The following is a 23,899-nucleotide window of genomic DNA, read 5'->3' on the forward strand; positions in this document are numbered from 1 at the left end:
CTCCCGAGCCCTGGAGATCCCATGACCCTCGTCCTCGCCGAGCTGCCCGCGGACGTCCGGGCCGCCGTCGCCGCCACCCGCGATCGCGTCGCCGCGCTGCACGCCGAGCTCCCCCGCAACGACCTCGTGGTGTGGACCGCCGGGAACGTCTCCGAGCGGGTTCCGCTGCCCGAGGGCGCGGACGTGCCCGGCCTGCTGGTCATCAAGCCCTCCGGGGTCTCCTACGACGAGCTGTCCGCGTCGACCATGGTGGTGTGCACGCTCGACGGCGCGAAGATCGACGACGGCACCCCGGAGAGCCTCCAGCCCTCCTCGGACACCGCCGCGCACGCCTACGTGTACGCGCACCGCGAGGACGTCGGCGGTGTGGTCCACACCCATTCGACCTACGCCACCGCCTGGGCGGCCCGCGGCGAGGAGATCCCCTGCGTGCTGACGATGATGGCCGACGAGTTCGGCGGGCCCATCCCCGTCGGCCCCTTCGCGATCATCGGCGACGACTCCATCGGCCGCGGCATCGTCGAGACCCTGAGCACCTCCCGCTCCCCCGCCGTGCTGATGCAGAACCACGGGCCCTTCACCGTCGGGAAGGACGCCCGCGCAGCGGTCAAGGCCGCCGTCATGTGCGAGGAGGTCGCCCGCACCGTGCACGTCTCGCGCCAGCTGGGCGAGCCGCTGCCGATCGAGCAGCACCACGTCGACTCCCTGTTCGATCGCTACCAGAACGTCTACGGCCAGCACTGACGCGGCCCGACCCGTCGCCCACCCCTGAGAGGACCCCCGATGAACAACCCCTTCGACACCCGCGAGATCTGGTTCCTCACCGGCAGCCAGGGCCTGTACGGCCCCGAGACCCTCGAGCAGGTCGCCGACCAGTCCCGCGTGATCGCCGAGACCCTCGACGCCGCCGGGGACATCCCCGTGAAGATCGTCTGGAAGCCGGTGCTCACCGACCGCGACGCGATCCGCGAGACCGCGCTGGCCGCGAACGTCGATCCCGCCTGCGTGGGCGTCATCGCCTGGATGCACACCTTCTCGCCGGCCAAGATGTGGATCCAGGGCCTGGACGCCCTGGCCACCCCGCTGCTGCACCTGCACACGCAGGCGAACGTCGAGCTGCCCTGGTCCACGATCGACATGGACTTCATGAACCTCAACCAGGCCGCGCACGGCGACCGCGAGTTCGGGTACATCGCCACCCGGCTGGGCGTGGACCGCAGGACCGTCGTGGGCCACGCGAGCGACGCGGGCGTGCAGACGAAGGTGGGCCGCTGGGCGCGCGCCGCCACCGGCTGGGCCGAGATGCACTCGCTGAAGCTCGCCCGCTTCGGTGACAACATGCGGGGCGTCGCCGTCACCGAGGGCGACAAGACCGAGGCCGAGCTGCGGCTCGGCGTCTCCGTGAACACCTGGGGCGTCAACGACCTCGTCGAGGTGGTCGACGGCATCTCGGACGCGGCGATCGACGAGCTGGTCGCCGAGTACGAGGAGCTCTACGACGTCGCCCCCGAGCTGCGCGCCGGCGGGGACCGCCACGAGTCGCTGCGCTACGGCGCGCGCCAGGAGCTGGGACTGCGTTCCTTCCTCGACGACGGCGGCTTCGGCGCGTTCACCACGAACTTCGAGGACCTGGGCGGACTGCGCCAGCTGCCCGGCCTCGCCGTGCAGCGCCTGATGGCCGACGGCTACGGCTTCGGCGCCGAGGGCGACTGGAAGACCGCGATCCTGGTGCGGGTCGCCGCGGTGATGGGCCACGGCCTGCCCGGCGGCGCCTCCCTCATGGAGGACTACACCTACGAGCTCACCCCGGGCAGCGAGAAGATCCTCGGCGCCCACATGCTCGAGGTCTCCCCCTCGCTGACCACCGCGAAGCCCACCCTCGAGATCCACCCGCTGGGGATCGGCGACCGCGAGGACCCGGTGCGCCTGAAGTTCACGGCCGACGCCGGGCCCGCGATCGTGGTGGCCCTCAGCGACATGCGCGAGCGCTTCCGCATGGTCGCCAACGTGGTGGACGTGGTCGAGCCCGAGCACGAGCTGCCGAACCTGCCGGTGGCCTGCGCCGTGTGGGAGCCCGCCCCGGACTTCGCGACCTCCGCCGAGTGCTGGCTGACCGCCGGCGCCGCCCACCACACGGTGATGACCAGCGCCGTGGACCTGGAGACCTGGGAGGACCTGGCGAGGATCGGCGGCCTCGAGCTCGCGATCATCGACCAGGACACCACCGTGCGCTCCTTCGCCCAGGAGCTGCGCACCAACCAGGTCTTCCACCGCCTCGCCCAGGGGTTCTGAGCACGCCCGGGGACCGCGGGCGCACTCCGCCTCGCCCTCCCCCGGGCGCGCCCCTGGCCCCCCACCCGCCGAGCCCCTCGCCTGATCCCCACCCGCCGAGCCCCACCCGGTGTCCACTCCCTGCTCCCCACCCGGTGCCCCACTCCCTGCTCCCCACCCGGTGAGCGGGGCGAAGGTGGGGGAATGGCGGCGCGATTCCCCCACCTTCGCCCCGCTGAGCGAGCAGATCCCGGGCGCGGCAGCAGTGCCGCGCGAGACGGACGAGCAACGACCAGCACGGCCCGACGACAGACCGACGACACACTGACAACAGGCCGACGACAGACCGACAACACACTGACGACACACTGACAACAGACCGACGACAGACCGGAGCGATGATGCCCACCTCGAGCACCCCCGACCCTGCTCTCGAGCGGCCCGGCCGCAGCTGGTCGGGGACCGTGGACTACGGTCCCGGGCCGCTGCACGCCCCGGCCTCCGTCGAGCAGCTGCGGGCGCTGGTGGGGCGCAGCCGACGGATCCGGGCGCTCGGCACCCGGCACTCCTTCTCGAGCATCGCGGCCAGCGACGCGGACCTGGTGACCCTCGCGCAGCTGCCGCCGGACCTGGACGTCGACTCCGCTGCGCGCACCGTGCGCGTCGCGGCCGGGGTCCGCTACGGCGAGCTGGCCGTCGCCGCCCACGAGCGAGGGCTGGCGCTGCCGAACATGGGTTCCCTGCCCCACATCTCCGTGGGCGGGGCGAGCGCGACGGGCACCCACGGCTCCGGGAACCGCCGCCGCTCGCTCGCCGCCTCGGTGCGCGCGATCGAGCTGGTCACCGCGTCGGGCGAGCTGCTGACGCTCTCCCGCGCACAGGATCCGGAGATCTTCGACGGCGCGGTGCTGGCGCTCGGGATGCTGGGCGTCGTCACCCACCTGACCCTCGACCTGGTGCCCGCCGCGCCGATGCGCCAGAGCGTCCACCTCGACTTCCCCGCCGACCGGATGGGCGGCGAGGACCTGGCGACCCTGCTCGCGGGCGGCACCAGCGTGAGCCTCTTCCACCACTGGGACGGGCACATCGCCCAGGCCTGGGTGAAGCAGGTGGTGGGGGACGACGAGGAGCTCCCCGAGGAGTGGCTGGGCGGCCGTCGGGCCCTCGAACCGGTCCATCCCCTGCCCGGCATGCCGGCGGATTTCTGCACCGACCAGAGCGGCGAGCCCGGACCCGCGCACGAGCGCCTGCCGCACTTCCGGCTCGAGTTCACCCCGAGCAGCGGCGAGGAGATCCAGTCGGAGTACTTCGTCGCGCGCGAGCAGGCGGCCGACGCCCTGGCCGCGGTGATGCCGCTCGGGGAGCGTATCCGCCCTCTGCTGCACGCCTCGGAGGTGCGCACCGTCGCCGCCGACGAGCTGTGGCTCTCCCCCGCGCACCGACGGGACAGCGCCTGCGTGCACTTCACCTGGAAGCAGCTCCCCCGCGAGGTCGCGACGCTGCTGCCCGAGATCGAGGAGCGCCTGGCGCCCTTCGCGCCGCGCCCGCACTGGGGGAAGGTCTTCACCCTCGCCCCCGAGCAGGTGCGCGCCCAGTACCCGCGCCTGGAGGACTTCCTCACCCTGCGCGACCGCCTGGATCCCGACCGGGTCTTCACCAACGCCTACGTCGAGCGTCTGCTCGGGGAGTGACGCCATGACCGCCGGGAACAGTGCCGCACCCACCACGGCCGCCGCCGACCGCCCGCCCATGGGCTGGAACTCCTGGGACAGCTACGGCACCACCGTGACGGAGGCGGAGGTGCTCGCCAACGCCCGCTTCCTCGCCGAGCACCTGGCGCCGCTGGGCTGGGACACGGTGGTGATCGACATCGACTGGTCCGACCCGTCGGCCCGCTCGCACGGCTACAACGTCGACGCGCCGCTGACCATCGACGCGCACGGCCGGCTGCTGCCGGACCCGGGCCGCTTCCCGAGCGCCGCGGGCGGCGCCGGGTTCGGGCCGCTCGCCGAGCAGCTCCATGCGCTCGGGCTGCGGCTGGGCATCCACGTGATGCGCGGGATCCCGCGCCGCGCGGTCGCCGCGAACTCCCCGGTGCTCGGCAGCTCGCTGTGCGCCTCGGACATCGCCGATCCCACGAACTCCTGCGAGTGGAACCCTCACATGGTGGGGATCGACCACTCCGTGCCCGGGGCGGACGCGTACTACGACTCGGTGCTCGCGCTGTACGCGGGCTGGGGCGTGGACTTCCTCAAGGTCGACGACATGCTGTGGCCCTACCAGGCCGCCGAGATCGAGGCGTTCTCCGCGGCGATCGCCGGCTGCGGCCGGCCGATGCAGCTGAGCCTCTCGCCCGGTCGCGACCTGTCCCTCACCCGTCTCGATCACCTCCGTGAGCACGCCACCATGTGGCGGATCTGCGACGACCTGTGGGACCGGTGGGAGGACGTCGAGGCGAACTTCGCGCGCTTCGCCCGCTGGGCCCCGCACGCCGGGCCCGACGGCTGGCCCGACGGGGACATGCTGCCGCTGGGCCGGATCGGAATCCGCGCCGAGCGCGGGGAGCCTCGCGACGACCTGCTGACCCCGCACGAGCGGCGCACCCTGATGACGCTGTGGGTGATCGCCCGCTCCCCGCTCATGGTCGGAGGCGACCTGCCCGGCTCCGATCCCGCGACGATCGCGCTGCTGCAGAACGCCGGCGTGCTCGCCGTGCACGCCGGGGCCACCTCGAGCCGCGAAATCTTCCGCGAGGACCCGCTGATCCTGTGGACGGCCGACGGCGCGCGGGGCGAGATGTACGTGGCCGGGTTCAACGTGGGCGAGGAGGAGCTCACCGTCTCGATCGACGCCCAGGACGTGGGGCTGCCCGCGCAGGGTCTCGGCGAGATCATCGAGCTCTGGAGCGGGCAGACGGTGCCGACGCGGGAGGTCGCGGCGCAGTCCGACGCCGCCCGCGGGGTCGCGCCGGGGTCGACCGCGATCGACGTGCGGATCCCCCGCCACGGCGCGGTGCTGCTGCGGCATCGCCCTCGCTGAGGCGGCGACGGAACGGCCGCAGGGCCCTCACGTCGCCGCTGCTGTGCTCAGGCTCGGGCCCAGGGCGCGGTGAAGGTCGTGATCGAGCGCGGAAGGAGCGTCACCGCGGTCCGGGCGAGACCGTCCTCCTCGCGGTCCAGGCGTGCCACCGATCCCCTGGCGAGCGCCTCCCCGTCCGCGGTGCGGAAGGAGCTCAGGCGGAGCGACGGCACCTGCAGGGGGATGCACAGCTCGATCTCCCGCTCCTCCGCGGCCTCGTTGATCGTGACGACCACCAGGTTCCCGGTCTCCTCGTCGAGGTAGGCCGAGGCGAGCACGTCGACGCGGGTGGCGGGCGTCCAGGCGAGGGCCTCGGCCTGCGTCATGCCCTCGGGGACCAGGAGGTCGAGGATGTTGGGGTCCTCGTCGCCGTCGGACCCTCCGCCGAAGTTCCACTCCGAGGCGTTCCTGTGCACCTCCCGCACGCGCAGGGAGTCCGCGGCCATCGACCCCTCGGAGCCGGTGACGACGACCTGGAGGGCCCAGCCGGGCCGCATCTCGCCGAGGAAGGACTTCGGCACCCGCAGGGTGAGGGTGTCGCCGTCGACGGACTGCGCCTCCGCGAGCGGCACGAAGAGCGCCTCGCGCATCGCGGAGGTGACCTTCTCGGCGACGTCCTGCTCGACGACATCGGTGCGCCCGGAGGCGAAGACCGCCCTGTCCCAGGAGAAGCCGTCCGCGACCAGGGCGCGGCGCCCCGGCAGCAGCTCGGTGAATCCGCCATCGGCACCGGTGTCGACGTAGATGTCGATGTTCTGCAGGTCGTAGCCCACCGGGGAGTCTCCCCATGGATCCTCGAGATCGGTGCCGAGCCGGACAGCCAGGAGCACGTCGTCCCCGTCGTCGACCGCCTCGACGGAGAGCAGGTCGAAGCTGCCGGGGGTGAACGCCTCGTTGCCGGGATAGGTGTACTCGCCAGGCCCCCGGTCGTCGCCGGCAGGGTCCTCGACCAGGAAGATCCGATCCCCCGGAGAGGTCCCGGTCGCGATCTGGGGGACCACGAAGGGGATCCGCGCCATGGCGCCCTCGGTCCGCTCCGCCGTCTCGACCTCGAGACCGATGCGTCGGGCGCCCGGCCGGAGGAAGCGGCTGTAGTTGCCCAGCGCCCACAGTCGCTGAGTCTCCTCGATCGTCTCCTCGTCACCGGGAGCGACGAAATCCGTGTAGATCAGGCCGTCACGGTAGTCGTAGCGGCTCACGGCGATCCAGTACTGCCAGGCGGTCGCGTTCGCGATCGTGAGATCGGCGTGCACGGTGCGGGCGAGCACGAGCGCCGAGTCCATGCCGGCGTCGCGGCCGCCGACCATCTCGCACCATTCGGTCATCGCGAGCGGGGCCTGCGGATGCTCGGCCATGCGCTGCGCCGCAAGCTCCCGCTGCTCGTCGGTGGACCAGTAGGAGTGCGTCGCGAACTCGCCGAGCCCGTCGCGGATCGCCTCGTCCTCGAGCAGCCACCCGGCGTAGTCCTGGTCGCTGTACACCGAGGCGTACTCCCCCGCCTCGGGCGCCGAGACCAGGGTGTCGAGGTCGCTCGCCGCGAACGCCTCGATGACCGTGGCGGTGAGATCGCGGACCTGCTCCGGCTCGTAGTGACAGCCTTCCTGGCCGGGGCCGTCCCAGCTCCATTGGGGCTCGTTGATCGGGCTGACGTGGCGGAAGTCGATGCCCTCCTCGTCCCGGAAGTGCCGGACGATGTCGATCAGGTAGTCGGTGAACTCCTCGTGGTGCTCGGGAGGGAGGTTGGAGGTTCCCGGGTCGCCGTAGGTGCGGCCGTTGGCCGTGAGCCTGCGCGGCGGCGAGTTCACGAAGGCGGTGAAGTCCTCGACGCCGTGCTGCTTCGCGAGCTGCAGGAAGCGACGGGCCGCGGCGTCGCGCGACCAGTCGTAGGTGCCGCGGCCGGTCTCGAAAGTCTCTGCGGTGCGCCAGGGATCGTCGATGGTGTCGTCGAGGCCGCCGCCGACGTTGTAGCGGTACTGGGACAGGCCGATGCCCCGGGTGCGGGAGAAGAGCAGCCGTGCCACACGATCACGCCGCGGGGCGGACCATGCGCCGAGGTACTGCGACCACCAGGAGCCCGAGGCGCCGAAACCGTCGAGGCGCTGATGTCTCACCGCGGGGTCGATCGTGAGCCTGTGGGTCGGGGAGTCCGGGGCGGCGCCGTCGGAGAGCGTGCGATCGGCGGAGGCCGGGCCGACGGTGCGGACGGACGCCGCACCGGCGGGGAGCGCGCCGACGCTCACCACGAGTCCCGTCGTGACGCCGGCTCCCATGAGGCCGCGCCTGCTGAGGGTGCGATCGGGGCGTGCCGTGCCGGCACCGGCGGCAGCGTCGGCGGTGCCGGGGACGGCTGTGCCGGGACCGGCTGTGTCGGGTCCGGCGGGGATGCCTCTGGGCTGGGGTGCTGGCTGCATCGGGGCGTCGTCTCCTCGTGTCGATCCTCGTCGATCCCACTTCAAATAACCCTTAGCGTAAGTGGTTGCGTCAGAAGCGTCCAGAGGGACCGTCGAACCGACCATCCCCCTTCCGCTGCTCACGTCCGTGCATTACCGTCGAGCCGTCCCACTTTTAATACTGGGTGAGATAAGGGTGATCGAATGTCGCCCGGCTCGGCACCACGTGCCGATCGACCCGACTCGACGAGGAGTCCTCATGTCCGCATCCCCGCACAGCCTCCGCCGACGCACTCTCTTCGGGGCCGCGCTCGCCGCTCCCCCGCTCGCGATGCTGGGAGCGTCCGCCGCCCGCGCCGACGGAGCCGGCCCCGCCGACGGCCCAGGCTCCGGCACCAGCACCAGCACCAGCACCAGCACCAGCACCAGCCCGGCCTTCACCCCCGGCGAGCCGTGGCTGGACACCTCCGGGAACGTCATCCAGGCCCACGGCGGGCAGGTGGTCATCTCCGAGGACGGGGACGGCCCGCTCTACCACTGGTACGGCGAGGACCGCAGCAACGGCTACGGCTCGAGCCCCGGCGTGCACGTCTACTCCTCCCGCGACCTGTACTCGTGGACCGACGAGGGGCTCGCCCTGCGCGCCCTGACGACGGCGGAGGAGATCGACACCGATCCGTACTTCACCGCGCTCTACGGCGGGTACTCGGAGGAGCAGCGGGCCGCGGTCGTGCGGGATCTCCTGACCACCGCACCGGAGGGCAGCACCGCCGCGATCCTCGAGCGCCCCAAGGTGCTCCGCAACGAAGCGCGGGACACGTGGGTGATGTGGGTCCATGCAGACGGACCCTCCGAGACCTCGGACGCGCAGTACGCGAAGGCCAATGCCGGGGTCGCGGTCTCCGACTCCCCCACCGGACCGTTCCGCTGGATCGACAGCTACCGCCTCCACCACGCTCCCGAGGGCGAGCCGAACTGGCAGCCGGACAACCCCGGGATGGCCCGGGACATGACCCTGTTCCTCGACGACGACGGGACCGCGTACATCATCTACTCGAGCGAGGAGAACTACTCGCTGTTCATCTCCCGGCTCGACGAGGACTTCACGGCGCTCGCCACCCCGGCCGACTCCGCGGTGAAGGGCGTCGACTTCATCCGTCCCTACATCGGCGCCCACCGCGAGGCGCCTGCGCTGTTCAAGCGCGGGGACACGTACTTCCTCCTCACCTCCGGGGCGACGGGCTGGGACCCGAACCCGGCGCAGTACGCGACCGCCACCGACATCCTCGGGGAGTGGACCGACCACGGGAACCCCATCAGCGGGGACGGCGCCGAGGACACCTTCCGCTCCCAGAGCACGAACGTCATCCCCGTCGATCCGGAGCGGGGGACCTACATCTACATGGGAGACCGCTGGACCCCGTCGGACCTCGCGAACGCCCCGTACGTCTGGCTGCCGCTGCGCTTCGGCGAGGGCACGCAGATGTCGCTGGTGTGGGCGGACGCCTGGCGCTGGGAGGACCAGCCGCCCCAGCCCGTCTACACGGTCGACGTCCATCTGCCGGAGGCGCTGCGCCTCGGGGAGTCCGACGGACTCCCGGGAGGCGGCGTCCTGCACCGCGAGGGACTGCCCTCCGAGAGGCGCTCGATCAGCTGGGACGGGGCGCTGGACCGACCGGGCCTGGTCGACATCGTCGGCACGCTCTCCGGCGAGGAGGGGCTCACCGTGCGGCGACAGGTCCTCGTCGCCCCGCGCCACCTCGTCCACCTCGTCAGCGCCGGCGGTGCGGAGACCAGCGACTACCTCGCCCTGCGCACGCAGGCCCGGGGCCGGACGGTGCGGAACTCCGCCGCCGACCAGCCCTTCGGCGCGGACCCCGTCACCGGCGCCCGGTGGGGCTTCGAGGGGAGGTCCCAGGCCGCGGGCGACGAGAGCGACTCGATGGACCGGTCGCTGCGCTACGCGACCGACCACGACGACCTCGTCTACCGCTTCGAGGGCCTCGATGCGGGCCTGTACACCCTGCACGTGGGCTACTACGACCCGTGGCCGTGGGCGGACCGCGCCGCGGAGGTGAGCGTGAACGACGAGGTGGTCGAGACGGAGCGCCTCTTCACCGGCACGCCGGAGGCCGCCGCCTACGACGGCCTGCGGCTCGGGCGCGACGGCGGGATCACCCTGCGCCTGCACCCCACCCGCTCGCCCGACATCCAGGTCAGCTGGATCGCCGTGGTCAAGGAGTGACCCGCCGTCGGCCCTGCCCGCGCGTCCCGATGCGGTCGCCGACCGCGCGCTGAGGGACGGGGCCGGCGGCCTGCGGGACGGGGCCGGCGGCCTGCCGGACGGAGCGGGTCAGCGGCGGGGCAGTGACGCGTCGGCGTGCGGGACCGCCCAGCCCGTACGAGCCGTCCCGGGTCCCGTCGACGCCGCGGCCGGGGAGAGGGCGCTCGACGGGCTCGGCAGGCCGACCCGTTCGAGGAAGCCCTCGAGCGCGAGCACCGCCATGCCCAGGCTCACCCCCTCGCCGTCGGCATCGGTGAACTCGATGCTGAGAGTGCTCGACGGGCCCGGCAGGCACTCCTGGGCGATGCGCTCCCGCACCCTGTCGTGCAGCTCGGTGCCCGCGTAGCGGGTGATCCAGCCGAGCACCGAGACGTGCTCGGGATCGAGCAGGTTGACGAGGTTGCCGATGGCCGCCGAGAGATAGTCGCCGGTGCGCAGCAATGCCTCCTGGGCGGCGGCGTCGCAGGTGGCCTCGGCCCGCATCAGGCGCTCGATGAAGTCGCGGTGGTGGGTGACGGTCAGCAGCTCGTGCTCGGGAGCGATCTCGGACAGGGTGGTGCGGATGCCCTCCGCGCCGATGTAGGTCTCCACGCAGCCGCTCCGGCCGCAGGGGCAGGCGCGTCCGTTCCAGATCAGGGTGGTGTGACCCCATTCGCCGGCAGAGTTGCCGCGCCCGCGCAGGAGCTGCCCGTCGATGATGATCCCCGCCCCCACGCCGGTGCCGAGATTGACGGCGACGAACTGTCGGAAGCGGCGCCCGGCACCGAACCACAGCTCACCGGTCGCGAGCGCCATCAGGGGGTTGTCGATCCGCACCGGGACCGGGACGGCACGCTCGAGGGCCTCCATGAGCGGCACCTCGTGCCATCCCCAGTTCGGGGCGAAGACGTCGATCCCCCGCACGGGATCGACCTGACCGGGCAGCGAGACCCCGGCGCCGAGCACGTGTCCCGCCAGCTCCGGACGGCGACCCAGCAGCGCGTCGGTGCAGCCGCGGATGTGCTCGGCGACGGTCTCGATGCTCTGCGCGCCGGGGTCGAGGTCCACCCGCTCCTGGTCGAGGCGAGCCAGGGAGATGTCGAAGAGATCCACCCGCACGTAGGTCTCGGCGACGTCGACGGCCAGCAGGGCGCCCCTGCTGGGATTCGCCTGGAAGGTCGCGGTCGGACGACCGCCCTGGGAGGAGATCTGGCCGGCCTCGCGCAGCACGCCCTCCTCCACGAGCTCCCCGACCAGGGTGGTGACCGTCGCCGGGCTGAGCCCGGTCTCGGCGCTGATCTGGGCGCGCGTCACCGTGTGGCGCGCGTAGACGGTGCGCAGCACCATGAAGCGGCTCTCGTTGCGGATGTCCTTCGACGTCTTGGTCGCCACCGGTGCCTCCCGTTCGTCCGTGCGCCGTCGGGGGCTGGCTCCACCCTCCGTGCGCCACCCTCCCGGCGCGCTGTCAACGGGCGGTGCGGGTGCGTCTCACCGCCTCGAAGATACCGCCTCGCTCTGCCAGGGCCTCGACCATCAGCAGGACCTCGTCGGCGGGGTCCGTGCGCCAGCCGGACGGGATCCAGGACAGGTGCGGGTCCCCGCCGGCGGTGACCGGGGCCCCCAGCACGTGCCTCGAGACCCGGCGGCCTCCCGCGAGGACTGTGACCTGCACGTCGGCGCCGTGGATCTCGAGCAGCTCGCCGCCGTCGACTCCTCCGGGGCCTCGCCCCTCGCCGGGGGCGACCCGGAGGAGCACCGGCTCACCGGCACCGATGCGCAGCCCGGGCCCGGACGGCCGCTGCTCCTCGGCCGGCAGCGCCCGCCACCGCGAGGGCTCGGCCTCCCGTGCCGTGCGCGTGAGCATCTCGGCGAGCTCCGCCTCCGGCATCCGGCGCAGCGCGTGCACGACGGGCAGTGCGACCTCGAGCAGCTCCGCGCGCTCGAGGAGCCCCCCGGGCACGTGCGGGGCGCGGATCGCGAGATCCGCACTCGCGCCCCCGCCGTCGAGGAGGACGATCGGCGCGGAGGGCATCACCAGCTGCTCCTCGCCGCCGTCGACCGCGACGTGGACGGGCTCCGTCAGCCCGTGCAGGCGCAGCGCGCCGAGGCGATCGGTCCCGGGCAGGGGGACGGTGCGGGCGTAGGTGGTCCCGGCGCCGGGATTGGCGCTCGACCAGCCGCCGAGGTCGCGCAGGGGCGGCACCTCGAGCTCGTCCCTGGTCCTGCGATCGGGCAGGCGCCGCACCTCCCACAGGTCGGTGACGTCCTGTGCCGAGCGCACCTCGAGCACGATGCCGACCCCGCGGCCGGCGCCGATGCGCAGGGCAGGCAGACGGGCGTCGTCGAAGTTCGCCCGACCCCACGTCTCGGCGACGATCCGCAGGCGGTGCTGCGCCCCCGGTGGGAGCGGGAGCGAGAGCGGGGCGCCGTGGGGGACGTGGAGGCCCCGATCGACGCCGTCGAGCTCGAGCCTGACCAGGTCCGCGGCGCCGAGAAGCAGCGCCTCGGTCGCCTCCGCGGAGAGCTCGAGCTCCGCCTGGACCCGGCCGTCGGCGAGCCCGAGCGCCTCCGCACCCGGCAGCGCGCGGCGAGTGGCGGAGGGGACCGGGGCGCCCGCCGTCCGGAGCACGTCGCCGAGGCGGAGCACGCTCCCGCCCGCGGTCTCACGGACGGGCTCGGGATCGGCACGGCTCTCCCCGCGGGGTCCGACCACGATGCGCACCGCCGGGCCCGCGGCGGCGGAGCGGACCGTCCCGTGTCCCTCCTGACGGAGGATCTCCTCACCCTCCCCGCTCGTGGGCAGGACGAGAGCGATCCTCGATCGGGGACCTCCCTCGAACCGGAGCGTCAGCTCGGACCCGGTCTCGTCGTGCTCGACCGCGATCAGCTCGGCGGTCGCGATCGCGAGGGTCCCCTCGACGCCCCACGGCGCGAGGGGCACGTCCAGGGCCCAGAAGGGACAGGCGCCCGGGTCGAGCGCCGCGGCCACGGGCGCCGCCGACCCCTCCGCCCTCGCGAGCGCGGAGGAGCGCAGCCCCACGGTCCGGGCGAGGCCGTCGATCTCGGCGGGTCCGACGATGTGCCCGCCGCCCTCGAGCGCGAGGGCGCCGCCGGCGCGGGCGCCTTCGAGCGGCACCGCGTCGAGCGGGACCGGTGCCGCCGTCGCGAGCCGCTCCCCCCAGGCCTCGAGGGTGGCGGCGAGGGCGATCGCCTCGTCGTACTCGGGGCGGCGACGACCCTCCGGGCTGATGTACCCGCCGAAGTCGTAGTCGTGGGTCATGAGGTTCCCGGGGTCGCCCCAGTTCCCCGCCGAGGGCAGCACCAGGTGGTCGAAGCCGGAGGTCTGCAGGTAGGGCGCCACGAGGCGGGCACCGGCGAGGATCTCGCGGCGCAGGGTGCGGTGCCGCCGATTGGTCTCGGTGACCAGGAGCGGCAGGTCGCGCGCGGCGAGGACGCCTGCGTAGTGCCGGGTCTCCTCGTCGAACGTCGCCGAGGCGTCGTCGGGGTACAGGTTCACGGTGGGCACCACCCCCGCGGCCTCCCCGGTGGCCCCGGCGAGCTCGCCCTGGCCGGCGCACGCGATGATCGGCACCTCGATGCCGTGGGCGCGGGCGCTGCGGGCGAGATGGTCCATGTAGGCGTCCGGGTCCGGGCAGTCGAAGAAGTCCAGCTCGTTCTCGATCTGCACGAGTGCGACCGATCCCCCACGGGTGACCTGCGCATCGGCCAGGAGCGGTATCACCGCGCCGAACCAGCGGTCCACGGCCGCGAGATAGGCGGGATCGGTGGTGCGCAGCGCCGCGGGGGCCCCGTCGGCGTCGCCGTGCAGCCACCAGGGCAGGCCCCCGCCGTCGGTCTCCGAGCAGATGTAGGGCCCCGGGCGGGCCATGACCAGCAGGCCGTGGGTTCGCGCGAGGTCGAGGAAGTGCCCCAGGTCCCGCTCGGGGGAGGTCAGGTCGATGCGGCCGGGGGCCTCCTCGTGGAAGCCCCAGTGCACGTACAGATCGATCATCCGGTAGCCGGACTCCGCCACCAGCTGCAGCCGGTGGTCCCACTGCGACCGCGGGATCCGGAAGGGGAAGAGGGAGGAGCACAGCAGCACCGAGGGGATGCCGTCGAGGTCGAGCCGTGCGGAGGAGAGGTCGATGAGGCCCCGGTTCACAGCGCTGGTCATCACTTCACCCCCGCGCTTCCGGCCGACAGGTTCATCTCGTACATGTATCTCTGTCCGAAGTAGTAGATGACGATCATCGGCAGCGAGAGGAAGATCGAGCCGACCATGATCAGGTTCCAGGGAGGGGTCTGCAGCTCCTGACTCGTCGAGGTCAGATACTGCACGCCCAGGGCGAGCGGCATCTTGTCCTCGGAGTTGATGTAGATCAGCGGGCCCATGAAGTCGCCCCACATCGCGGTGAGGGTGAAGATCGAGATCGCGATCAGGATCGGCGTCATCATCGGCAGGATGAGCCGGACGTAGATCCCGAAGTGGCCGAGCCCGTCGATCTGCGCCGCCTCGTCCATCTCGTAGGGGATCCGGGTGACGAACTGACGCACCAGGAAGATGTTGAAGGCGTTGGAGAAGAACTGCGGCACGATCAGCGGCAGGAAGGTGTCCACCCAGCCCAGCTCGCTGAAGATCCAGAACTGCGGGATCATCGTGATCTGCGCGGGGATCATCATCGTGGCGATCACGACGAAGAACAGGAACTTCTTGCCCGGGGCCCGCAGACGGGCGAAGGCGTAGCCGACCAGCGAGCTCGAGAGCACCTGGCCCAGCGCCGAGGTCACCGAGATGATGACCGAGTTGATCAGGAAGGACCCCACCGGCAGGCTCGTGCGGAAGATCTTCACGAAGTTCGCGAACTCCCAGTCCCGAGGGAGGATCGTGAGCTGCCCGCTCGAGACTGAGGCATCGGAGGCGAGCGCGATGGAGATGACGAAGACCAGCGGGACCATGAAGATCGCCGAGAGGATCACCAGCAGTCCGTAGGTGAAGGGTCCGCTGCGGAAGGCGCTGAGGGTGCGCGGCCGGGACGGTCGCGTGGCGCCGTGTCCGGTGGCGGCCGGGGTGGGGGCCGGGGCGACGGTGCTCATGAGCTCCTCTCCTTCCGCTCGTTCCTGGCAGTTCGTCGACGAGCTGCAGTGCTCATGAGCGCACCTCCGATTCGTAGAAGACCCAGCGTCCGGAGGTCGCGAAGGCGAGGGCGGTGAAGGCCATGATCACGACGAAGAGGATCCATGCGATCGCCGAGCCGTAGCCCATGTGGTAGAAGCGGAACGCCTCGTCGAACAGCATCGGGACGGCCATCTGGCTGGCGTTGTCCGGCCCGCCGCCGGTGAGGATGAAGACCTGCGCGAACACCTGGAACGAGCCGATGATGCCCATGATGAGGTTGAAGAAGATCACCGGGGTGAGCTGCGGGAAGGTCACCGACCAGAACTGTCGGAACCCGGAGGCGCCGTCGATCTCGGCGGCCTCGTAGAGCTCCTTGGGGATGCCGTTCATCCCGGCCAGCAGCAGGATCGTGCCGCCGCCGGCCTGCCACAGGGACATCAGGATCAGCGCCGGCTTGACCCAGTCCGCGTCCCGGAGCCAGTTCGGTCCGTCGATCCCGATCAGCGCGAGCGCCTGGTTCAGCGGCCCCGCCTCGGGAGCGAAGACCATCTGGAAGATCAGGGCGACCGCGACGATCGGGATCAGGTGCGGCAGGTAGACGAGGGTGCGGAAGATCTTGCGGAACCGGATCTTCTTGTTGAGCAGGTTCGCGATGAACAGCGAGGCCACCATGCCCAGCGGCACGGAGATCAGCGAGTAGTACGCGGTGTTGCCCATGACCTTGAGGAAGATCGGATCATCCGTGAGCAGGGTGACGTAGTTGTCCAGGCCCACCCAGACCGGCGCGGTGAACGAGTCCCACTGGGTGAAGGAGAGGTAGATCGAGAACAGCATGGGCCCCAGCAGGAAGGCCAGGAACCCGATCACCCAGGGGGAGATGAACAGGTAGAAGGCGAGCGCCTCCTTGCGACGATGCGGGGGCATCGCCGCGCGGGGGCGACCGGCCCGGCCGGAGGGGCGCTCCGGTCGGGTTTCGGGCAGGAGGTCGGCGGTGGTCATTCCCGGGTCACTCCGACGGCCTGATGACGCGCTCGAGACGGCCCTGGAGATCGTCGGCGGTGGTGCGGGCGTCGGCGTCGCCGAGCCAGAACGCGGCCATCGCGTCCTCGACGGCCTTCTGCATCTCGTTCCACTCGGGGATGAACTTCGGGGTGAAGATCATGTCCGCGGAGTCCGGGAAGGCCTGGAGGTTGATGTCCGCCTCGAGCCACTCGGGATCGAGGAAGGCATCGCTGTCCTGCAGCTCGAGGTTCGCCGGGACGTCCTGCCCCGCGTCGGCGATGGGGGTCTGCCCCTCGACCGAGGTGAGGAACTGGATGATCTCGAAGGAGCCCTGGGGGTTCTTGGCCGCGGTGGGGATCACCAGTGCGGAGCCGAAGGCGCTGACGGCCTTCTCCGCGCCATGGAAGAAGGGCGCGACGTCCCAGTTGAGCCCGTCGATCCCGGCATTGCCGCCGACGGCCCAGAAGCCGGTGGAGTTCATCGCGACGAGTCCCTGCTGGAACGCGCCGTCCGCCCCCATCTCCGGACCCATGTTCGAGTAGTCGACCTCGGTCGGAGCGACCTTGTGCGTGAAGTAGAGGTCGTGCGCGAACTGCAGCGCCTCGACCGCCTCCGGGGAGTTGACCCCGGGGGCGCCCGTCTCCGGGTCGAGCACGTGCCCGCCGTTCTGGGCGACGAGGGAGAACCACTGCGGCCACCAGCCCACACCGCCGTAGCCGAACTGCCCCTTCGAGGGATCGGTGAGCGCCTTGGCGGCCTCGAGGAAGGTGTCCCAGTCCCAGTCCGCGGTGGGGTACTCGATCCCGGCCTCGTCGAAGAGGTCCTTGTTGTAGTACAGGACCATCGCTCCGGAGCGATCGGGGACGCCGTAGGTGGCGCCGTCCCAGGTGTAGTTCGCGCCGACGGGACCGAAGCTCTCCTCGAGGTCGACCCCCGCCTCGGAGAGCAGGTCATCGATCGGGACCAGCTGGTTCTTGGAGGCGTAGACGTTGACGTTCTCGGCGACCTGCATGATGTCGGGGCCGGTCTTCGACGAGATCATCGTCTGGACCTTCTGCTCGTAGTTCTCCGAGGGGATCAGCTGCAGGGTGATGTCGTAGTCGGGGAACCTCTCCTTGGCCAGGTCGATGCGAGCCTGGTAGGCGTTCTTGTCCTCCTCGCCGCCCCAGACGGTCATCACGAAGCTGGTGTGGCTCTCGTCGGACTCGGGGATCCCGCCGTCCGCACCCGAGCTTCCGCCGCAGGCGGCGAGTCCGACGGCGGTGCCGGCGGCGCCCAGGCCGGCCAGGAGATGTCGGCGGGAGACCCCGGCGCGGGAGGAGGGGCCGGCGGACAGGGGGAGGCTCATCGTCGTGCCTTTCGTCGAGCCACGACCTCAGCTCCCCGGCGTGCCGCACGGCCTCGGGAAGTGGTGAGCCCCAATGCCCACCCGTCGCGACATTGCTTACGTTAACCCTTGAGATAAGTGGTGTCGAGAGGGGTGGGTCACGAACAGGTCACGGCGACCAGCCCGACCCCGCCCCGCGGCGGCGAGAGAGCGGTCCGCCCGGCCCCGCCCCGCGGCGCGAGAGCGGTCCGCCCGCCGCCGTCCGTTGGCAACTCGCGGCAACAACGACACACCCCGTCGGGCCTTCGCTTTCCTGTCTGCTCACCCCGTGCTCGACGAGGCCGCGGGGCGGCCGCGGTCCGTGGGCCCGTGCACCGAGGCACAGCCCGACCCCGAGGTCCGGTCGGCGACGCACGCCGCACGACGGCCACCGGGAGACGGCGGCCACCGAGAGGATTCCGATGCCCTTCACCCGCCGCACACTGCTCACCGGGTCGGGCGCCGCCGCCATGGGCCTGGGCGCGGCCGCCTGCGGCTCCGGCGCCGCGATGGACCCCGACGACCCCCTCGACCTCGACGTCGCCGACGAAGACCTCTCCGGGTCGATCAGTCTGCTGACCCCCGACTTCATCGGCGACGACAGGGCCGTCCTCGACCAGGAGGTCATCGCCCCGTTCACCGAGCGCACGGGCCTCTCCGTCGCGGTCGACCAGGTCGACTGGAACAAGCTCAACGAGAAGATCTCGACCGGCATCGCCGGCGGCATCATCGCCGACCTCATCATGACGGGCGTCGGCTGGACCCAGCCCTTCGCGGAGAAGGGGATCTTCGCCGAGATCCCGGCCGACTTCATCGAGAGCCTCGGCTACGACGAGAGCGTGCTCGCCCCGGCCCGCTTCGAGGGGAAGTACTACTCCCTGCCTCAAGCTCTGGACCTGCGCTTCCTCGCGTACCACCCGGAGATGTTCGAGGCGCGGGGGATCACCGAGCCGCCGGCCACCATGGAGGAGCTCGCCGCGGTCGCCGAGGAGCTCACCGGTGACGGCGTCGTCGGCTTCGACTACCTCTCCGGCAGCGCGGGCGGCTCCCGCCAGGCCTTCGTGTTCCTGCTGCACGCCTTCGGCGGCACGATGTTCAGCGAGGACGGCCTGACCACGACGCTGCACGAGGAGCCGGGTCGGCTCGCCCTGCAGTGGATGCTCGACCAGATGGATGCCGGGTCCATCGACTACGACCTGCAGGCGCCCGAGGGCCAGCCCTCCCCCTTCCAGCAGAAGAGGGCCGCGATGTCCCTCGTCGCCACCGGCAACTGGCCGACGTGGCAGCAGATGACGCCCGAGCTGTGCGAGGAGGGTGCCGCGGGCGTCTTCCTCATGCCGCCCGGGAGCGGCGGTGATCCCGTCATGTTCCAGGGCGGCACCTTCCTCTCCGTCTCGAGCCTCTCCGAGAACAAGGACGCCGCGGGAGCCTTCATGAAGCACATGCTCGATCCCGAGTTCCTCGGGATCGCCAATGCCGCCACCGGCAAGGTGCCCCCCACCCCCGACGTCCCCGAGAACGAGGAGATCCAGGGCAGTCTGCTCACGCGATTCGCCCTCGAGAACCTCGCCTACGCCGGGGCCACCGAGGGCGGGACCGCCGCCTACATGCAGATCCGCACGAACCTGGACGGCATCGTCGAGGGCTGCCTGACCCGTCGGGAGAGCGTCGCGCAGACGCTCTCGGACATGAAGTCGCTGTGCGACGACGCGATCAGCAGGCTCCGATGAGCACCACCGCGCATCGAGCCGCCTCGGCCCCTCGCCGTTCCGTGCGGGCGGCCGAGCGTCGATGGGGGCTCCTGCTCGCCGCCCCCGCGACGCTGCACACGCTGATCTGGATCGGTGTCCCGATCATCGTCGCCTTCGCCCTGAGCTTCACCGCGTACGACATCATCCACGCCCCGGAGTTCTCCGGGCTCGAGAACTACGCGATCATCTTCACCGACGGCCTGTTCTGGCGGTCGGTGCTGCACAACGTGATCATCGCGGCCGTGGGCATCCCGGTCTCGATGTTCCTCGCGCTCGTCTTCGCGACCCTCCTCAACCGCGCGATCCCCGGTCGGGGACTCTTCCGCGTCATGGTGTTCCTGCCGCACATCACGGCGACGGTCGCGGTGGCGATGATCTGGCTGTGGATCTACAACCCCTCCGAGAACGGTCTGATGAACGTCGTCCTCGGCGTGATCGGCATCGGCCCGCTGCCCTTCCTCACCAACCCCGACCTCGCGCTCGCCTCGGTCATCCTGGTGACGATCTGGCAGGGCATCGGGCTGAAGATGCTCATCTACCTGGCGGCCCTCCAGGGCGTGGACGGGCAGCTCTACGAGGCGGCGGACCTCGACGGCGCCGGCGTCGTGCAGAAGTTCAGGCACGTGACCGTCCCGATGCTGCGCCCGGCCACGTTCTTCATCCTCATCACCGCGCTCATCGCGAACTTCCAGACCTTCGACCTGATCTACATCCTCACCGAGGGCGGCCCGGCCAACTCGACCTCCGTGGTGACCTACCGGATCTACCAGACCGCCTTCCAGGAGTTCCGCGTCGGCCTCGCCAACGCCCAGTCGGTGATCCTGCTGCTGATCCTCGTGGTGCTCGCCGTCCTGTCCCGCCGGATCGTCGGAGGCTCCGATGACGACTGATGTCCGCCCGACGCCCCGCCCCGGCCAGGAGGCCGTCACCGCCCCGCCCGCGCCGCGCGCGACGAGCCTGCGCCGGCAGAAGCGGGTCGCCTCGACGGCGACGATGGTGTTCCTCGTCGTCGCCTCGCTCGTCATGGCCGCCCCGTTCCTGTGGATGGCCCTGTCCTCGATCCGGGACCCCACGGAGCTCGCGAAGGTCCCGATGCCGCTGATCCCGCAGGACCTGCGCCTGGAGAACTACGCCGAGGCGCTGTCCCGCGCTCCGTTCGCCGTCTATGCGCGCAACAGCCTCATCCTCGCCACCGCGGCCGCCGTGCTCAACGTGGCCTTCGGGTCCGCGTGCGGCTACGCCCTCGCGAAGATGCGGTTCCGCCTGGCGCCGGCGATCTTCGCGTGGATGGTCGCCTGCATCATGATCCCGTTCTACGCGACGGTCATCCCCGTGTTCCTCATGGTGCGGCACATGCCCCTGTTCGGGGGCAACAGCATCCTCGGCGCCGGGGGCACGGGATGGATCGACACCTGGTGGGCGCTGATCGTCCCCGGGGCGATCTCCCCGTTCATGGTGTTCCTGTTCCGTCAGTTCTACGTCTCCACGCCGTCCGAGCTGATCGAGGCTGCGCGGCTGGACGGCGTGAGCGAGTTCGGGATCTACACCCGGATCATCACGCCGCTGATCAAGCCCGGACTGCTCACCGTGGCGCTGCTCAGCTTCGAAGCGGGCTGGAACAACTTCCTGTGGCCGCTGCTGGTGACGACCTCGGAGAGCCTGCGGGTGATCCAGGTGGGGATCGCCTCCTTCCGCCAGGAGGCGGCGACGGACTGGCACCTGCTGATGGCGGGGACCACGATGGCGGCGGTGCCGATGATCATCCTGTTCCTGATCTTCCAGCGCTACTTCGTCCAGGGCTTCGCGGCCTCGGGGATCAAGTGACACGGTCCGTCGCCGGTTCGTCGGCGCCGACGGTGCCGGCGGAACCGACCGAGCCGGTGGCCGCTGCCCCGCTCTCCCGTGCGGAGCGCGGCATCGGCCGACGGGATCCCCTCGAGCCGCGCGGCCTGGTGAGGTTGCTCGCGACCCCGGCGGCCTTCCTCTCGGCCAACTGGGCGGCGATGCTGGGGATCCTCACCGTCGTGGGCATCGTCCCCGCCCTCGCCGCCGCCACCCGCGTCACCGGAGACCTCGAGCAGCATCGGGACTCCGCCTTCACGAGCGCGCTGGCGCACATGCGCCGCACGCTGCGGCGCGACCTGCCTGCCTCGCTCCTCCTGGTGCTGGTGCTCGCGGGGCTGGTCGGGAACGGCCTGGTGCTGCCGAGGCTGGATCCCTCCGTGCGGGTGTTCGCGGTGGGTGTGACGGTCCCGGTCCTGTGGCTGCTGGTGACGGTGATGAGCGCCTATGTCGCGGTCGCCGCCCGGGACCAGGGCGCGGCGCGGGAAGCCGTCGTGCTGAGCGCGCTGTCCCTGGTCACGCGGCGACCGCTCGCGGCGCTCGCGGCACCGGCCCTGGTGGTGCTGCTGTCACCGCTGTGGCTGCTCGCCCCGCTCACGATCGCCTGCGGGTTCAGCGTCCCGCCCTGGATCCTCGGCCGGCTCTGGGGACCGTCGGCGCAGCCGGGAGAGGCGCACCCGCCCCGTCAGCGCTCCGCCACGCGCACGACCACCTCGGCGTCGTAGTCCTGGGAGGTGCGCAGCGCCCCGCGGTACCAGGCCAGCACCTCGCGGGACGGGTCGCCGGGGACGGCGAGGGGACGCACGTTGTCCCTGCCCGAGTCCTCGGTGATCGCCGTCCAGGTCCAGCTCGCGCCGTCGTCGGCGGTGCGGGCATGGAAGATCTCGTGGTGAGCGAGAGGGGTGCCGTCGCGGGGGTCCACCACGGCGGAGAGCCACAGCGCGTGCGGGTCCTCCGGGTCGACGGTGGCCAGGCCCGTGTAGTCCTCCTCGTGGGGGAAGAGCTGGGGGCCCGCTGCAGCGAGCTCCCGGACCTGCCAGTCCCCCTCCCCCGGGGCGAGCACGCCGCGGAAGAAGCGGTGGTCGATCGGAGCGGTCTCGTGGCGGCTGGTGGCGGTGCCGACGGTGTCATCGGCCCGGGCGGTGAACAGCGCCACGAGGGTGCCGTCCGGGAAACGCCGCAGGTCGGTGGTCCAGGCGTGGCTCATCACCGTCCCACCCCAGGTCGAACCGTTGGTGAAGACGCGGGTCAGGTCCTCGGCCCGGGGCGTCGGGTCCTCGAGGGCCCGGCCGAGCGCGCCCACCGCGGTGCCGTCGGCCCGGTGCAGGCGGCCGCCGGCGAGATACCCGTGCCAGATCGAGGTGCCGTAGTCGCGGGGATGGTGCTCGGTGATGATCAGGTCGATGCGGTCCTCGGTGCCGAAGCGGGCGCCCGAGGCGTAGCGGGCGTAGCCGTTGACGTAGCCGACCTTCTCCCGGGTGAGGAGGCGCCCGCCGAACTCCCAGGTGGTGCCGTCGTCGTGGGAGACGAGATAGCAGGGGTCGTCGTTGATCGCGCGGACGAAGCAGTGCAGCACCCCGTCCAGGCGGTGGAGGTTCTGATACGTCACGCCGCGGCCGCCGCCGTGGACACGGGCCTCCTCCGGGGAGTCGAACAGGCTCGTCCAGTCGACGCTCCGCTCGGGGCCCCACCGGGTGGGGTCGTCGACCTCGCTGATCCGCCAGCGGGTGAGGTCGTCGGACTTGTGGCGGCTGTAGACGGCGAGCCAGCGGCCGTCCTCCCGCCGCCACAGGGCGGGATTGTCGTGGTCGTCGGACTCGAGGCCGGCGTGCAGCGGGACCGTGGTGACCGCGTCGTGTGCCCCGAGGCGGTCGAGGTCCACGACGTGCACGTCCACGTCGCCGCCGCGTCGCGCACCGTCCGCCCCGCCGGTGGAGGCGACCGCGCCGAGCAGCAGCGTCCCGGTGGCGGCGTCGACCAGGGCGCGCTCGTCCTGGAACCAGCACCAACCGCCGTTGCGGCTGATCACCGCGGTGCGGGCGGCCGACGGGAAGCTGTCGGCGGCGCGCACGGCGGCGAGCGCGTCGGCGGCCTCGCTCGCCAGGTCCTGCCAGGTGCACTCGATCGAGACCGCGCCGCGGTACCCGCCTTCGCGCAGCGCGTCGAGGAACTCGCGCAGCGGCCAGTCCCCCTGCCCGGGCGGGCGACGATCGGTGTCGGCGATGTGGGCGTGGGCGACGCGGCCCGCATGCTCGCGCACCACGTCCAGCGGCTCCTCCTCGAGCATGATGTGGAAGAGGTCCGCGACCACGCGCATCTCGCCCAGGTCGTGCTCGTCGAGGAAGGCGAGGGCCTCGGCGAGGGTGTTGATCTGGTCGGTCTCGCCGCAGTGGAGCGGTTCGAGGATCGTCTCGAGATCGTGCTCGGCGGCGAGGTCCCGGGCCAGGCGCACAGAGCGCGCGAACTGCGCTCGCGCGGCGGCGGGGTCGACGCCCTCGGGGGTGCGACGGGCGGCGCCGGAGCCGAGGACCACGGTCGCGCCGGGGCGGGCACGGCGCGCCGCGGCGGTCATGACCAGGCGCAGGTGATCCTCGATGTGCTGTGGGTCCGCGGCGGGGTCGGAGAGTCCGAGGCCCGCCGGGGCGATGACCGCGAAGGAGGGGGCCGGCTGCCATCCGTCGGCCGCAGGGGCCTCCTGCCAGGTGCCGTCCGCGATCTGGACCAGCAGGTTCCCGAGCACCGTCGGCTCGATGTAGTCGGCGCCCGCGGCGCGGGCGGCAGGGGCGCCGGCGTGGTCGGTGAGGATTCCGTGCTCCATCG

General features: G+C 71.7%; 16 protein-coding genes. 9 read left to right on the forward strand and 7 right to left on the reverse strand.

Features of this window, described 5'->3' with window-relative positions:
- The first annotated feature begins 21 nt into the window (after positions 1-21).
- The 4 genes from ACT3SP_RS00005 (at position 22) to ACT3SP_RS00020 (ending at position 5,310) form a co-directional block, all read left to right on the forward strand.
- The gene (locus tag ACT3SP_RS00005; protein WP_444585171.1) at positions 22-744 is read left to right on the forward strand and encodes an L-ribulose-5-phosphate 4-epimerase; all 723 of its coding nucleotides are present in this window, start codon (positions 22-24) and stop codon (positions 742-744) included.
- A 39-nt stretch (positions 745-783) separates the two neighbouring features.
- Positions 784-2,292: an L-arabinose isomerase gene (gene araA / locus ACT3SP_RS00010; protein WP_444585172.1), complete on the forward strand. Its 1,509-nt coding sequence runs from the start codon at positions 784-786 to the stop codon at positions 2,290-2,292.
- Positions 2,293-2,672: 380 nt separating this feature from the next.
- Positions 2,673-3,962 (forward strand): D-arabinono-1,4-lactone oxidase, encoded by a 1,290-nt coding sequence (locus tag ACT3SP_RS00015; protein ID WP_444585173.1) that lies wholly within the window; start codon positions 2,673-2,675, stop codon positions 3,960-3,962.
- Between the two features lie 4 nt (positions 3,963-3,966).
- Entirely contained in the window at positions 3,967-5,310 is a 1,344-nt protein-coding gene (locus tag ACT3SP_RS00020) for a glycoside hydrolase family 27 protein (RefSeq protein ID WP_444585174.1), read from the forward strand.
- A 47-nt stretch (positions 5,311-5,357) separates the two neighbouring features.
- On the opposite strand, the gene ACT3SP_RS00025 is transcribed toward ACT3SP_RS00020, so the two are convergent.
- The gene (locus ACT3SP_RS00025) at positions 5,358-7,619 is read right to left on the reverse strand and encodes a glycoside hydrolase (protein ID WP_444585175.1); all 2,262 of its coding nucleotides are present in this window, start codon (positions 7,617-7,619) and stop codon (positions 5,358-5,360) included.
- A gap of 379 nt (positions 7,620-7,998) precedes the next feature.
- Between ACT3SP_RS00025 and ACT3SP_RS00030 the strand changes: the two genes are divergently transcribed.
- Entirely contained in the window at positions 7,999-9,984 is a 1,986-nt protein-coding gene (locus ACT3SP_RS00030; protein WP_444585176.1) for a glycoside hydrolase family 43 protein, read from the forward strand.
- A gap of 108 nt (positions 9,985-10,092) precedes the next feature.
- Here the strand turns inward: ACT3SP_RS00030 and ACT3SP_RS00035 are convergent, their stop codons facing one another.
- The 5 genes from ACT3SP_RS00035 to ACT3SP_RS00055 all read right to left on the reverse strand — a co-directional run bounded on the left by ACT3SP_RS00035 (position 10,093) and on the right by ACT3SP_RS00055 (position 17,468).
- Positions 10,093-11,394 (reverse strand): ROK family protein, encoded by a 1,302-nt coding sequence (locus ACT3SP_RS00035; protein ID WP_444585177.1) that lies wholly within the window; start codon positions 11,392-11,394, stop codon positions 10,093-10,095.
- Positions 11,395-11,467: 73 nt separating this feature from the next.
- The gene (locus tag ACT3SP_RS00040) at positions 11,468-14,176 is read right to left on the reverse strand and encodes a beta-galactosidase (RefSeq protein ID WP_444585178.1); all 2,709 of its coding nucleotides are present in this window, start codon (positions 14,174-14,176) and stop codon (positions 11,468-11,470) included.
- Entirely contained in the window at positions 14,176-15,096 is a 921-nt protein-coding gene (locus ACT3SP_RS00045; RefSeq protein WP_444585179.1) for a carbohydrate ABC transporter permease, read from the reverse strand. Before ACT3SP_RS00045 ends, ACT3SP_RS00040 begins: the two co-directional genes overlap by 1 nt.
- A 52-nt stretch (positions 15,097-15,148) precedes the next feature.
- Positions 15,149-16,117 carry a carbohydrate ABC transporter permease gene (locus tag ACT3SP_RS00050; RefSeq protein WP_444585180.1) on the reverse strand — a complete coding sequence of 323 codons (969 nt, stop codon included), beginning with the start codon at positions 16,115-16,117 and terminating at the stop codon, positions 15,149-15,151.
- A gap of 7 nt (positions 16,118-16,124) precedes the next feature.
- Positions 16,125-17,468 carry an extracellular solute-binding protein gene (locus tag ACT3SP_RS00055; protein ID WP_444585181.1) on the reverse strand — a complete coding sequence of 448 codons (1,344 nt, stop codon included), beginning with the start codon at positions 17,466-17,468 and terminating at the stop codon, positions 16,125-16,127.
- A gap of 440 nt (positions 17,469-17,908) precedes the next feature.
- On the opposite strand from ACT3SP_RS00055, the gene ACT3SP_RS00060 reads away from it, so the two are divergent.
- Genes ACT3SP_RS00060 through ACT3SP_RS00075 form a run of 4 tightly spaced genes read left to right on the forward strand, consistent with a single transcriptional unit; the run spans position 17,909 to position 21,804 of the window.
- Positions 17,909-19,216 carry an extracellular solute-binding protein gene (locus tag ACT3SP_RS00060; protein WP_444585182.1) on the forward strand — a complete coding sequence of 436 codons (1,308 nt, stop codon included), beginning with the start codon at positions 17,909-17,911 and terminating at the stop codon, positions 19,214-19,216.
- Entirely contained in the window at positions 19,213-20,127 is a 915-nt protein-coding gene (locus ACT3SP_RS00065) for a carbohydrate ABC transporter permease (protein WP_444585183.1), read from the forward strand. Before ACT3SP_RS00060 ends, ACT3SP_RS00065 begins: the two co-directional genes overlap by 4 nt.
- Complete coding sequence (locus ACT3SP_RS00070) at positions 20,117-21,061, forward strand: carbohydrate ABC transporter permease (RefSeq protein ID WP_444585184.1); 945 nt, start codon at positions 20,117-20,119, stop codon at positions 21,059-21,061. Before ACT3SP_RS00065 ends, ACT3SP_RS00070 begins: the two co-directional genes overlap by 11 nt.
- Before the next feature lie 56 nt (positions 21,062-21,117).
- Positions 21,118-21,804: a hypothetical protein gene (locus ACT3SP_RS00075; RefSeq protein ID WP_444585185.1), complete on the forward strand. Its 687-nt coding sequence runs from the start codon at positions 21,118-21,120 to the stop codon at positions 21,802-21,804.
- Here the strand turns inward: ACT3SP_RS00075 and ACT3SP_RS00080 are convergent.
- Positions 21,765-23,897, reverse strand: coding sequence for a sugar phosphate isomerase/epimerase family protein (locus ACT3SP_RS00080; RefSeq protein WP_444585186.1), 2,133 nt, complete (start codon positions 23,895-23,897; stop codon positions 21,765-21,767). The two genes, ACT3SP_RS00075 and ACT3SP_RS00080, sit on opposite strands and share 40 nt — an antisense overlap.
- Positions 23,898-23,899 lie beyond the last annotated feature (2 nt).

Source organism: Brachybacterium sp. AOP43-C2-M15 (assembly GCF_052446295.1).
Classification (GTDB): domain Bacteria; phylum Actinomycetota; class Actinomycetes; order Actinomycetales; family Dermabacteraceae; genus Brachybacterium.

Bases quoted from the DNA above. Each gene is read 5' to 3' on its own strand.
- ACT3SP_RS00005 (WP_444585171.1), top strand. From the start codon at position 22: ATGACCCTCGTCCTCGCCGAGCTGCCCGCGGACGTCCGGGCCGCCGTC.
- araA (WP_444585172.1), top strand. From the start codon at position 784: ATGAACAACCCCTTCGACACCCGCGAGATCTGGTTCCTCACCGGCAGC.
- ACT3SP_RS00015 (WP_444585173.1), top strand. From the start codon at position 2,673: ATGCCCACCTCGAGCACCCCCGACCCTGCTCTCGAGCGGCCCGGCCGC.
- ACT3SP_RS00020 (WP_444585174.1), top strand. From the start codon at position 3,967: ATGACCGCCGGGAACAGTGCCGCACCCACCACGGCCGCCGCCGACCGC.
- ACT3SP_RS00025 (WP_444585175.1), bottom strand. From the start codon at position 7,619: ATGGGAGCCGGCGTCACGACGGGACTCGTGGTGAGCGTCGGCGCGCTC.
- ACT3SP_RS00030 (WP_444585176.1), top strand. From the start codon at position 7,999: ATGTCCGCATCCCCGCACAGCCTCCGCCGACGCACTCTCTTCGGGGCC.
- ACT3SP_RS00040 (WP_444585178.1), bottom strand. From the start codon at position 14,176: ATGACCAGCGCTGTGAACCGGGGCCTCATCGACCTCTCCTCCGCACGG.
- ACT3SP_RS00045 (WP_444585179.1), bottom strand. From the start codon at position 15,096: ATGAGCACCGTCGCCCCGGCCCCCACCCCGGCCGCCACCGGACACGGC.
- ACT3SP_RS00050 (WP_444585180.1), bottom strand. From the start codon at position 16,117: ATGACCACCGCCGACCTCCTGCCCGAAACCCGACCGGAGCGCCCCTCC.
- ACT3SP_RS00055 (WP_444585181.1), bottom strand. From the start codon at position 17,468: ATGAGCCTCCCCCTGTCCGCCGGCCCCTCCTCCCGCGCCGGGGTCTCC.
- ACT3SP_RS00060 (WP_444585182.1), top strand. From the start codon at position 17,909: ATGCCCTTCACCCGCCGCACACTGCTCACCGGGTCGGGCGCCGCCGCC.
- ACT3SP_RS00065 (WP_444585183.1), top strand. From the start codon at position 19,213: ATGAGCACCACCGCGCATCGAGCCGCCTCGGCCCCTCGCCGTTCCGTG.
- ACT3SP_RS00070 (WP_444585184.1), top strand. From the start codon at position 20,117: ATGACGACTGATGTCCGCCCGACGCCCCGCCCCGGCCAGGAGGCCGTC.
- ACT3SP_RS00080 (WP_444585186.1), bottom strand. From the start codon at position 23,897: ATGGAGCACGGAATCCTCACCGACCACGCCGGCGCCCCTGCCGCCCGC.